This is a genomic window from Candidatus Eisenbacteria bacterium, from assembly GCA_016235265.1.
Taxonomy (GTDB): domain Bacteria; phylum Eisenbacteria; class RBG-16-71-46; order RBG-16-71-46; family JACRLI01; genus JACRLI01.
This window is the reverse complement of sequence record JACRLI010000015.1, coordinates 516498-527390: the sequence shown is the minus strand read 5'-3', so window position 1 is coordinate 527390 and position 10893 is coordinate 516498. Positions and strand designations below refer to the sequence as shown.

General features: G+C 71.0%; 11 protein-coding genes and 1 pseudogene (1 of these 12 cut by a window edge). 10 read left to right on the top strand and 2 right to left on the bottom strand.

The annotated features are described in order from the left end of the window. Together HZB25_10340 and HZB25_10335 are read right to left on the bottom strand one after the other, a co-directional pair. Positions 1-438, bottom strand: a pseudogene (locus tag HZB25_10340) (prepilin-type N-terminal cleavage/methylation domain-containing protein); it reaches 306 nt to the left of the window's first position. Then, the gene (locus tag HZB25_10335) at positions 422-1687 is read right to left on the bottom strand and encodes a hypothetical protein (GenBank protein MBI5837633.1); all 1266 of its coding nucleotides are present in this window, start codon (positions 1685-1687) and stop codon (positions 422-424) included. The pseudogene HZB25_10340 and the gene HZB25_10335 overlap by 17 nt, the downstream one beginning before the upstream one ends. 394 nt (positions 1688-2081) lie before the next feature. On the opposite strand from HZB25_10335, the gene HZB25_10330 reads away from it, so the two are divergent. From HZB25_10330 to HZB25_10285, 10 genes are all read left to right on the top strand, one after another. After that, entirely contained in the window at positions 2082-2933 is an 852-nt protein-coding gene (locus HZB25_10330; protein ID MBI5837632.1) for a histone deacetylase, read from the top strand. Positions 2934-2986: 53 nt separating this feature from the next. Next, entirely contained in the window at positions 2987-4069 is a 1083-nt protein-coding gene (locus tag HZB25_10325) for a PD40 domain-containing protein (GenBank protein ID MBI5837631.1), read from the top strand. Position 4070: 1 nt separating this feature from the next. Next, positions 4071-4727 carry an alpha/beta hydrolase gene (locus tag HZB25_10320; protein ID MBI5837630.1) on the top strand — a complete coding sequence of 219 codons (657 nt, stop codon included), beginning with the start codon at positions 4071-4073 and terminating at the stop codon, positions 4725-4727. After that, positions 4724-5644, top strand: a complete 921-nt coding sequence (locus tag HZB25_10315) for a hypothetical protein (GenBank protein ID MBI5837629.1) — start codon at positions 4724-4726, stop codon at positions 5642-5644. The genes HZB25_10320 and HZB25_10315 overlap by 4 nt, the downstream gene beginning before the upstream one ends. Positions 5645-5844: 200 nt before the next feature. Continuing rightward, positions 5845-5994, top strand: coding sequence for an Rdx family protein (locus tag HZB25_10310; GenBank protein ID MBI5837628.1), 150 nt, complete (start codon positions 5845-5847; stop codon positions 5992-5994). 19 nt (positions 5995-6013) lie between these two features. Then, positions 6014-7261, top strand: a complete 1248-nt coding sequence (locus HZB25_10305) for an ABC transporter substrate-binding protein (GenBank protein MBI5837627.1) — start codon at positions 6014-6016, stop codon at positions 7259-7261. Between the two features lie 243 nt (positions 7262-7504). Beyond that, positions 7505-8350, top strand: coding sequence for a branched-chain amino acid ABC transporter permease (locus HZB25_10300; GenBank protein MBI5837626.1), 846 nt, complete (start codon positions 7505-7507; stop codon positions 8348-8350). 31 nt (positions 8351-8381) lie between these two features. After that, positions 8382-9389: a branched-chain amino acid ABC transporter permease gene (locus tag HZB25_10295; GenBank protein ID MBI5837625.1), complete on the top strand. Its 1008-nt coding sequence runs from the start codon at positions 8382-8384 to the stop codon at positions 9387-9389. Continuing rightward, entirely contained in the window at positions 9386-10195 is an 810-nt protein-coding gene (locus HZB25_10290) for an ABC transporter ATP-binding protein (protein ID MBI5837624.1), read from the top strand. The genes HZB25_10295 and HZB25_10290 overlap by 4 nt, the downstream gene beginning before the upstream one ends. Beyond that, entirely contained in the window at positions 10188-10892 is a 705-nt protein-coding gene (locus HZB25_10285; GenBank protein MBI5837623.1) for an ABC transporter ATP-binding protein, read from the top strand. The genes HZB25_10290 and HZB25_10285 overlap by 8 nt, the downstream gene beginning before the upstream one ends. Position 10893: the final 1 nt, after the last annotated feature.

Here is a 10893-nt window from a genome sequence, read left to right as displayed (position 1 = left end):
CACCGCGTAGTACACGCGCACCGTCACCAGCCGCGCGTTGGGGGCCTCGGGCAGGCGCCGGATGCTGATCTGGCGCAGGAACCGCCATTCTCCCACCAGCTGGCGATTGCCGCTGAGCGGGTCGCCGGCGTCGGTGACCTTCTTGTCGGTGGTCAGCACCGTGTTGAAGATGGCGCCGTCGTCGTAGCCGTCCAGCACGTCGATCTTGGTTTCCGCGCCGCCGTACACGTAGCCGCGCAGCTCCTCCATCATCTGGATGGCCTTCTGCGTGGCGAACGCGCGGTCCTTGAGCTTGGTGTTGGCGTGCATGCTCGAGACCTGGTAGGCGACCGCGGCCAGCAGGACGATGGACAGGACGGTCGAGGCCGCCAGGACCTCGACCATGGTGAAGCCCCGGGAGTCCGGGCGGCGTCGGGGTCGATCAGTGTTGAACCACATAGGGCGCCTTCGCCTCCTGGTACTGGCAGAGGTGGTCGCGCACCGCGCTGAGCACGCTGGGGCTGTACTCGGCCTGGGCCACGTCGCCCGCGCCGCTGATGGTGTAGCCCCCGTGGGCGACGACCATCCCGGAGATGAGCGACGGCGCGTACTGGTACACGCGGCCGGTGCAGTAGATGAAACCCGAGAACAGCGAATTCGAGTTGGCCTGGATCGTGAGGTTTCCGTTCACGAACAGGATGCCGCCGCCGGTGAGCGGCCGCGTCGGGGTGAAGGTGGCGGCGCCGTCGATGTACACGATGGCCATGCTCGGCAGCGTGGCGGGCAGGCTGGCCACGCTCGACACGGTGATGCTGGCCAGCGAGCGGATCTCGCTCTGCGTCACGCCGAACACGCGCTGCACGTCGTCGAACCACAGCGAGTCGGGCAGGGACAGGTAGGCGGAGGGCGCTCCGGTCACGCCGCCGGGCGCGGTGGCCGGGCTGGGCGTGCCGGTGCCGGCGCGGTAGGTGACCGCGTAGCCGTTGGGCATGCCCGTGATCCGCGCGTTGGTGCCGATCGAGATCCCCGAGGCCGTGCCCACGATGATGGCCGACTCCGCCGGGCGGCGGATGCTGAGTGAGATGATCTGCTCGGCCATCGCCACCGTCTCCAGCACCCGGTTGGGGGCCTGGTTGAAGGCACGGTTGGGATCGTTCTTCAGGTACACGAAGGCGTTGGCCTGGATGTGCCACGCCAGCCCCTCCCCGGCGTTGCCCTTGCCCAGGTAGGACGTGATGTCGTGCACCGCGTTCGAGTCCGTGAGCGCGGGATCGGTGCCGTTGTCCACCAGCTGGCGGCGCACCTCGTAGCGGCCCCACAGGCGGTCGTCGTCGGACAGCGGCACCTCCTTCACCAGGCCGATGCTCTCGTCGTCGGTGAAGTTCAGCTTGGGCGTGTTGTCGTGCAGCGGGTGGAACGCGGCGTCCGCGTAGGCGTACGAGGAACCGGAGCTGCGCACCGGCTGGCTGGCCTGCGACTTGAACCAGTTCACCGCGTCGGCCAGGCCGGCGCGGGCCACGTTCAGGGCGTGGCCGTGGTAGCCCAGCTCGGCACGACCCCGGTGGATCGCGTTGCCCATGTAGGCGATGGCACCTGCCAGGAACAGCCCGACCGCCAGCACCACGTACACCACGTAGAGCATCACGAAGCCGCGCTCTCCCGGACGGCGCGGCGGCTGGCTGCAGCTGCAAATTCGCGGTTCGGACATGATTCTCCCATTCGACCAGAAACGCCCACGCACAGGACTGCAAGCGGCGTGCCCACGGGGACTCCGTCACGGACCGTGTGCCGCAAGCACTTGGGCGGGCGCGCGCGGGCCCGGTGGGGCCGGGTTCGCCGAAAGCATCGAAGCCGCTGGCGGAATGCACACCCGCCGGCGGGATGCGGCCATGGCGGGTTATCGGCGGGTGGGGGTGTCACCGTGACCCCGGACGCGAATGCGCGCCCGGGAGCCTCTTCGGGCTCCCGGGCCACCGGCGGGGCCCCCGCGGCCCGCTTCGCCTTGCCCGGCGTCCGGGCTGCGGCTATCCTCCGGCCACATGGGCGCCCGGCTCTTCTACTCGGACCGCTACCAGGCGGACATCGGCCTGCACGTCTTCCCGATGGTGAAATACCGCATGATCCGCGACGAACTCCTCCGTTCGGGGGCCGCCACGCTCGCGGACTTCGCCGAGCCGGGGGAGGTGGAGGCCGGGGACGCGCTGCGCGTGCACACCCCGGAGTACTGGCGCAAGGTGCTGGAGGGGTTCGAGCCCCTGGACGAAGCGCGGCTGGAGCTGCCCTACAGCGCGGAACTGTCGGCGGCGTTCCGCCGCATGACCCAGGGCTCGGTGCTGGCCGCGCGGGCGGCCCTCGAGACCGGTTTCGCGGCCAACGTGGGGGGCGGGTTCCACCATGCGCATCCGGGCCACGGCGAGGGATTCTGCATGCTGCACGACGTGGCGGTGGCCGTGCGGCACGCCCAGGCGCTGGGGCTGGCGCCGCGCGCCGCGGTGATTGACACCGACCTGCACCAGGGCAACGGCACCGCGGCGGTGTTCCGCGGGGACCCGGACGTGTTCACCCACTCGATCCACCAGGAGAACAACTACCCCGTCCCGAAGGAGCGCAGCGACCTCGACCGCGGCCTGCCCGACGGCACCGACGGCGCCGCGTACCTGGCCTGCCTGCGCCGCGACGTGACGGAGGTGCTCGACACCCACGGGCCGGGCCTGGTGGCCTACGTGGCCGGGACCGACCCGTACGAGGACGACCAGCTGGGGGCGCTGCGGCTCACGCGCGAGGACATGCGCGAGCGCGACCGGTGGGTGCTGGAGGCGGCGCGAAACAGGAGGATCCCCGTGTTCGTCACGCTGGCCGGCGGCTACGCGCGGCGGGTGGCGGACACGGTCGCCATGCACGCGGCCACGCTGGCGCTGGGACTGCGGATGTTCCCGGCTCCCGGCGGGCCCTGACCCGGAACATGCGCGCGCCGGCAGCGCCGGCGCCGCAGGGAGGAAGAGGCACGATGCGTCGGTCCAGGCTGGTTGCGGCGGTGGTCCTGGGAATCCTGGCGATGGCGGTGGGGGAGGCCCCGCGCGCCGCGGAGCCGGCGGCCCCGGCCCCCGCGGATTCCCTGATGTTCCCCGGGGAGACCCACATCTCCAACGTGCGCCAGCTGACATTCGGCGGCGACAACGCCGAGGCCTACTTCTCCGCCGACGGCCGGCGACTCACCCTCCAGAGCACCCGCGGCGATTGGCCGTGCGACCAGATCTACACCATGAACGTGGACGGCTCGGCCGTGCGCCGCGTGAGCAACGGCCGCGGGCGCTGCACCTGCTCGTTCTACTCCCCGGACGGGGAGCGGATCATCTACTCCTCCACGTTCGCCGGGGCCGACACCTGCCCGCCCCGGCCGGACATGTCCGCGGGTTACACGTGGGCCGTGTACCCCACCTACGACATCTACTCGGTGCGCCCGGACGGCTCGGACCTGCGCAGGCTCAACGACGTGCCCGGCTACAACGCCGAGGCGGTGTACTCCCCGGACGGGCGGAAGATCCTGTTCACCAGCGATCGCGAGGGCGACCTGGAGCTCTACACCATGAACTCCGACGGCAGCGACGTGCGCCGCATCACGCGCGCCCTGGGCTACGACGGGGGGGCGTTCTTCTCCCCGGACGGGAAGCGGATCGTGTTCCGCGGGAAGCACTACGCCGACTCCACCACCGCCGAGGCGCGGGAGTATCTCTCGCTGCTGCGCCGTCACCTGGTGAAGCCGCTCCACATGGAGCTGTTCGTGTGCGACGCCGACGGCGGCAACCTGCGGCAGATCACCGGCAACGGCGCCGCCAACTTCTGCCCCTTCTTCCATCCGGACGGCCGGCGCATCATCTTCACTTCGAACGTCGCGCACCAGAAGGGGATGAAGTTCGACCTGTACCTCATCCGGGACGACGGCACCGGCCTGGAGCGGCTCACCAACTCCGGCGGATTCGACGCGTTCCCGATGTTCAGCCCGGACGGGAAGCGGCTGGTGTGGTGCAGCACGCGCCACGCGGGCCGGGCGCACGACATCAACACCTTCATCGCCGACTGGAAGGACTGAGTTGGGCCTGCTGCTGGCCGAGGTCGAATTGTCCGGGCCCGCGGGGCGCCTGGAAGGTGTGCTGCACCACGACCCCGACGCCGTGCCCGGACGGCTGGCGGTGGTGTGCCACCCGCACCCGCTCTACGGCGGCACCATGCACAACAAGGTGGCGTTCCGCGCGGCCGAGGCGCTCACCGGGCTCGGGATGGCCACCCTGCGGTTCAACTTCCGGGGGGTGAACCGCAGCGAAGGCGTCCACGACGGGGGCCGCGGGGAGTGCGACGATCTGCGCGCGGCCCTGGAGTTCCTCCACCGGCTGTTCGGGCCCCGCCCGGTGCTGGTGGCCGGGTTTTCCTTCGGCGCGGCGATGGCGCTGCTGGTGGCGCCGGGCGAAGCGGACGTGGACTCCATGGTCGCCGTCGCCCCGCCGGTCAGGGACTACGATTACCCGGAGCTTCGCGACTGCCCCAAGCCCAAGGCGGTGGTGCAGGGCACCGCCGACGTGGTGTGCCCGCCGGAGCTGCTGGCGGGCGAGTTCCCGGGCTGGGCCGAGCCCCGGCGCCTGTTCACCGTGGAGGGCGCCACGCACTTCTTCGACCGGAAGCTCGGCGAGTTGAAATCGGCGGTGGCGGAGGCCGCCGCGTGGGCCGTGCAGGCCCGGAAGGGAATCGCGTGAAGGCGCCGGCCCATCGCAAGCCCTCCAGACGGACGCAGGCGTGCGGCCCGCTCGCGCTGGCGGCGCTGGCCGCGGTGTGGCTGGGTGGCGCGGCGCTTCCCGCACCGGCCGCCAACGCGGCGCCTCCCGCGCCGGCTGCCGTCGCGGCGCCTCCCGCGCCGGCTGCCGTCGCGGCCCCCGACAGCGCCCCGGTGGAGCGCCAGCGGAAGGCCCTGGAGGTGCTCCAGCGGGCCGCGGACTACTCCGGTGGCCTGCGGGCCTGGAACGCCGCGCGCGACGTCCGCTTCCGCCTGGTCATGGGCACCTACAAGGACGGCCGGGTGGCCCGGCCCGACACCACCGAGGTGAGCCTGCGCCTGCGCGGGAAACCCGGCTTCCGGGAGCAGGCCGCGGCATGGGCCATCGGCTGGGACGGGGGGATGGCGTGGTTTCGTGGCGGTGGCAGGGTCTCGGTCGCGCCCCGGGATTCGGCCATGACCCGGGTCCAGGCGGGCTTCGTGTCGTGGTGGTTCGCCGCGCCGTTCTGCTTTCTTGATTCCACGTCCGAATGCGCCTACCTGGGGCGGATCGAGGTGGAGGGCCGCCCCTGCGAAGTGGTGCAGGTGATCGACCACCGCTCCGGGCGGCCCCGCGAGCGCTGCGACGTCACCAGCGCGTATTTCGACCCCGCCGACGGCCGGTTCCTGGGGGCCAATTTCACGCGCGTGGACCTGGGCGAGACCCGCCCCCGCCTGGCCACCTGGTTCGACGACTGGGTCGCGGTGGGGCCGCTGCTCCTGCCCTCCACGCAGCGACTCTACCGGTTGACCGGGAACATGCTCCCGGATCTCAAGGCGCCGCAGGTGGAGTACCGGAGGCTCGACATGCGCCTGGATGCCGGGGCCCCGGACTCGCTGTTCGCCCTGCCGGCGCATTAGCCTCCCGCCTCGCTTCTTGCGCCCGATGCCCCGATTTGGAATGATGGTGCCCGCTCCGCCCGTGTCCCCTCCGCGGGGGACGGGGCGGGGGACGCCGCGTCCGTCCGTCCAGGCCAGGGGAGGCTTCCATGAAGGTGCGCATCCACTACTGCCAGGAGTGAAACTACAAGCCCCAGGCCTCCAGTTTGGAGGCCGACTTGATGAAGAGGGTCCCGGGCATCGAAATCCGGCTCGTGGGCGGCCGCAACGGCGTCTTCGACGTCTTCGCGGACGAGCGCCTGGTGTTCTCGAAGGACAAGGAGTACCGGTTCCCGACCGTCGACGAGGTGGTGGCGGCGCTGCAGGACTGATCCACCGCCCTCGTAGAGGATGTCACCCCAAGGAGGCAGCATGACCGTCCGCCGTCCGTTCCGCGCCGTCGCGTCCGTGGCGGCCCTCGTGGTCCTCGCCGCGCTGGCCCTGGCAGCGCTCCCCGGCTGCCAGGGCGGCGGGAAGAAGCTGCTGCACGTGGGCGAGTTCGGCTCGCTGACCGGCGGCCAGGCCAACTTCGGGATCTCCACCAAGGAGGGGGTCCAGATGGCCATGGACGAGCAGAACGCGGCCGGCGGCATCGCCGGCGTGCCCCTCGAAGTGACCGTCTACGACGACCAGAGCAAGCCCGAGGAGGCCCTTACCGCGGTGCAGAAGCTGGTCAACGCCGACGGCGTGATCGCGGTCCTGGGCGAGGTGGCCAGCAGCAACAGCCTGGCCGGCGCCCCGGTGTGTCAGCGTGCCGGCGTGCCGATGATCTCGCCCAGTTCCACCAACCCCAAGGTGACCGAGGTCGGCGACTGCATCTTCCGGGTGTGCTTCATCGACCCCTTCCAGGGCCGGGTCATGGCCCGCTACGCCTATGAGACGCTCAAGCTGCGCAAGGTCGCGGTCCTCAAGGACCTCAAGAGCGACTACAGCGTGGGCCTGACCGAGTTCTTCACCCGCGCCTTCACCGAGATGGGCGGCACGGTGCCGGTGATCCAGACGTATTCCAAGGATGACCAGGACTTCCGCGCCCAGCTCACCGACATCAAGGCCAAGGGCCCGGACGGCGTGTTCGTGCCCGGCTACTACACCGAGGTGGGGCTGATCGTGCGGCAGGCGCGCGAGCAGGGCATCACCGCGCCGCTCTTCGGCGGCGACGGCTGGGAGAGCGAACAGCTGACCAGGATCGGCGGCCCGGCGCTCGAGGGATGCTACTTCAGCACCCACCAGTCCATGGAGAACCCGGACCCGGTGGTGCAGAACTTCGTGAAGGGGTACCGGGCGAAGTGGAACAAGATGCCGGATGCCCTGGCCGCCCTGGGCTACGACGCCGCCAAGCTGCTCCTGGGCGGGCTCAAGCAGCTCTCCGAGCAGGACCCGCAGGGCTTCCAGGCGCTCCAGGGCCCGGCCACCGGCGCCAACCGCGAGGGCCGCGTGGCGGCGCAGCGCAAGCTGCGCGACCTGATCGCCGCCACGAAGGACTTCGCCGGGGTGACCGGCAAGATCCACCTGGACGAGAATCGCAACGCGGTGAAGTCGGCGGTGGTGCTGAAGATCCAGGACGGCAAGTTCACCTACGCCGGCACCGTCGAGCCGTAGGCCGCGCCCCGGATGGACTTCCCGGTCTTTCTCCAGCAGCTGGTCAACGGGATCACGTGGGGCTCGATCTACGCCCTGATCGCGCTCGGCTACACGATGGTCTACGGCATCCTCAGGCTGATCAACTTCGCGCACGGCGACGTCTACATGTTCGGCGCCTTCATGGGCTACTACTGCGCCCGTGCGTTCCGCGTGGACCAGCACCCGGGCATCGGCGGCGCGCTGCTGGTGCTGGGCTGCAGCATGGTCCTTTCGGGGGCGCTGGGCTACGTGATCGAGCGCGGCGCGTACCGGGAACTGCGCAAGGGCTCGCGCCGCGCCGCCTACGTGATCGTGGGCGGGGCGGTGTTCGCGGCCTTCAACGGTGCGGTGCTGCACCTGCGCGGGCCCGCGGGCTGGGCCGTCGCGGCGGCCGGCCTGGTGGCCGGCGGGGTGGCGGGCACCCTGCTGGAGCGGAACAAGCACCACGCTCCGTCGACCTCCCGGCTGACCGCGCTGATCACCGCCATCGGCGTCTCGCTGCTGATGGAGAACGGCGGGCTGTTGCTGTTCGGCGCGGACCCCAAGTTCTTCCCGCAGATCCTGGCCTCCCGGGTGGTGCAGTGGGGCCCGCTGCGGGCCACCACCTCGCAGCTGATCATCATCGGCGTGTCGCTGGCGCTCATGACCGGCCTGCGCTCCCTGGTGATGCACACCCGGGCGGGCCGCGCCATGCGGGCCATCTCGTTCAACCGCGACGCCGCCAGCCTGATGGGCATCGCCACCGATCGCATCATCAGCCTCACGTTCGTGCTGGGCTCGGCGCTGGCCGCCGCCGCGGGCATCCTGGTGGGCATGGCCAACCCCAAGATCGAGCCGCTCATGGGCATCATGCCCGGGCTCAAGGCGTTCGTGGCCGCGGTGCTGGGAGGCATCGGCAACATCCCCGGCGCGGTGGTGGGCGGGTTGATCATGGGGATTTCCGAGACGCTGGTGGTGGGCTACGTCTCGTCCACCTACCGCGACGCCATCGCGTTCGCGCTGCTGATCGTGATCCTGCTGGTGCGCCCGGCCGGCCTGTTCGGCACGCACGTCCCGGAGAAGGTGTGATGCCTCGCGGGGCCGGGCCCGGGAGCCGCCGATGAAGCGCTCCCCGGGCGCGATCGCCGGCGTGGCGGTGCTGCTGGCGGTGCTGTCGGCCGACTTCTACGCCGCCGGCCTGGTCAACCCCTACGTCTACCAGATCCTGCTCCTGTGCGGCGTGAACATCGTGCTGGCGGTGAGCCTGAACCTGGTCAACGGGTTCACGGGGCAGTTCTCCATCGGGCACGCGGGCTTCATGGCGCTGGGCGGGTACGTGTCCGCGGCGGTGGCCTACTACGGCGCGCGCGCCCTGGGCGGGCCGCACGCGTGGCTGTTCGGCGTCGCGCTCCTGGCGGGGGCGCTGGTGGCCGCGGTCGCGGGCTTCCTGGTGGGCCTGCCGTCGCTGCGGTTGCGGGGTGACTACCTGGCCATCGTCACCCTGGGCTTCGGCGAGATCATCCGCACCCTGATCCTCAACGTGGACGCCGTGGGTGGGGCGCGGGGGTTCTCGGACATCCCCATCCTGCGCCTGCTGTTCTCGCCGCAGTCCGAACCTCGGCCCTCGCTGAGCCTGGTGGGCGCCGCGGCCTTCCTCACGGTGCTGGTGATCTATCGCATGATCCGCTCGCCGCGCGGCCGCGCCTTCATCGCGGTGCGCGAGGACGAGGTGGCGGCCGAGGCGCTGGGCATCGACACCACCCGCTACAAGGTGACCGCGTTCGTGGTGGGGGCGTTCTTCGCGGGGCTCGCCGGCGGGCTGTTCGCGCACACGCAGGGCTACCTCAATCCCTCCAGCTTCCAGTTCATGAAGTCCATCGAGATCGTGATCATGGTGGTGCTGGGCGGCATGGGCAGCCTCACCGGCAGCATCCTGGCCGCGGTGATCCTGACGGTGCTGCCGGAAGTGCTGCGTCCGGTGCAGGAGTACCGGATGGTGCTGTACTCGGCGCTGCTGATCGTGCTGATGCTGGCGCGCCCGCAGGGCGTGTTCGGTCCGCGGGAGCTGTCGTGGCCGCGGGCCTGGCGGCGGCGCACCGGCGGGACCGCCGCGGGGGACCGGCCATGACCGCCGGTCCGGGAGCGGTGGCCGTGGCCGGGGGCGTGGCCGCGCTGGAGCTGTGCGGCGCGGGCATCCGCTTCGGCGGGCTCAAGGCCGTGGACAAGCTGGACCTGGTCCTGGGCGAGCGCGACCTGGTGGGTCTGATCGGGCCCAACGGCGCCGGCAAGACCACCGTGTTCAACCTCATCACCGGCGTGTACGCGCCCACCGAGGGCCGGGTGCGGATTCACGGGCTCGTGGTGAATGGCATGAAGCCCTCGCGGGTCGCGGCGGTGGGGGCGGTGCGGACCTTTCAGAACATCCGTCTCTTCGGGGCGCTGACCGTGGAGGAGAACATCCACACCGCGCAGCACCTGCACGCGCGCACCGGGCTGGTGGCCGCGGTGATGCGCAGCCGCGCCCACCTGGCCGACGAGGCCGCCATCCGGTCCCGCACCGCCGAGCTGATGGAGCTGCTGGACCTCTCCGCCTTCGCCGGCGCGCCCGCCGCGATGCTGCCCTACGGGTGCCAGCGTCGCCTCGAGATCGCGCGCGCCCTGGCCACGCGGCCGCGGCTGCTGCTCCTGGACGAGCCGGCCGCCGGCATGAACCCGCAGGAGAGCGCGGATCTCATGAATCTCATCCGGCGCATCCGCGGCGAGTTCGGGCTCACCATCCTGCTCATCGAGCACGACATGCAGGTGGTGATGGGGGTGTGCGAGCGGATCGCGGTGCTCGACTACGGGGTGAAGATCGCCGAGGGCCGCCCCGAGGAGATCCGCCGCGACCCAAGGGTGATCGAAGCCTACCTGGGGCCCGAGAGCCATGCTTGAGATCACCGGCCTGGACGTGTTCTACAACGCCGTGCACGCGCTCAAGGGCGTGTCGGTGCGGGTGTCCGAGGGCGAAGTGGTCACGCTGATCGGCGCCAACGGCGCGGGCAAGACCAGCCTGCTGCGGACCATCTCCGGGCTGGTGCGCGCGCGGGCCGGGAGCCTGCGCTTCCAGGGTCGCGACATCGGCGGGATGGAGCCTCACGACATCGTGAAGCTGGGCATCTCGCACGCGCCCGAGGGGCGTCAAATATTCGCCAACATGAGCGTGCGCGAGAACCTGGACCTGGGCGCCTACCTGCGGCGGGACGCCTCCGGGGTGGCCCAGGACAAGGAGCGGGTGTTCCGGCTCTTCCCGCGCCTGCGCGAGCGCGGGAAGCAGGGCGCGGCCACGCTCTCCGGCGGCGAGCAACAGATGCTGGCCATCGGCCGCGCGCTGATGTCGCGCCCGAAGCTGCTGCTGCTCGACGAGCCCTCGCTGGGGCTGGCGCCGCTGCTGGTGCGCGACATCTTCCGCACCATCCGCGAGATCAACGCCGAGGGCATGACGGTGCTGCTGGTGGAGCAGAACGCGCACCTGGCCCTGGAAACCGCCCACCGCGGCTACGTCCTCGAGACCGGCCGGGTGCGCTTCGAGGACGAAGCCGCCCGGCTGGCGCAGAACGAGGAAGTCCGCAAAGCCTACCTGGGAGGCTGAG

Bases quoted from the DNA above. Each gene is read 5' to 3' on its own strand.
- HZB25_10335 (MBI5837633.1), bottom strand. From the start codon at position 1,687: ATGTCCGAACCGCGAATTTGCAGCTGCAGCCAGCCGCCGCGCCGTCCG.
- HZB25_10330 (MBI5837632.1), top strand. From the start codon at position 2,082: ATGGTGAAATACCGCATGATCCGCGACGAACTCCTCCGTTCGGGGGCC.
- HZB25_10325 (MBI5837631.1), top strand. From the start codon at position 2,987: ATGCGTCGGTCCAGGCTGGTTGCGGCGGTGGTCCTGGGAATCCTGGCG.
- HZB25_10310 (MBI5837628.1), top strand. From the start codon at position 5,845: ATGAAGAGGGTCCCGGGCATCGAAATCCGGCTCGTGGGCGGCCGCAAC.
- HZB25_10305 (MBI5837627.1), top strand. From the start codon at position 6,014: ATGTCACCCCAAGGAGGCAGCATGACCGTCCGCCGTCCGTTCCGCGCC.
- HZB25_10300 (MBI5837626.1), top strand. From the start codon at position 7,505: ATGGTCCTTTCGGGGGCGCTGGGCTACGTGATCGAGCGCGGCGCGTAC.
- HZB25_10295 (MBI5837625.1), top strand. From the start codon at position 8,382: ATGAAGCGCTCCCCGGGCGCGATCGCCGGCGTGGCGGTGCTGCTGGCG.
- HZB25_10290 (MBI5837624.1), top strand. From the start codon at position 9,386: ATGACCGCCGGTCCGGGAGCGGTGGCCGTGGCCGGGGGCGTGGCCGCG.
- HZB25_10285 (MBI5837623.1), top strand. From the start codon at position 10,188: ATGCTTGAGATCACCGGCCTGGACGTGTTCTACAACGCCGTGCACGCG.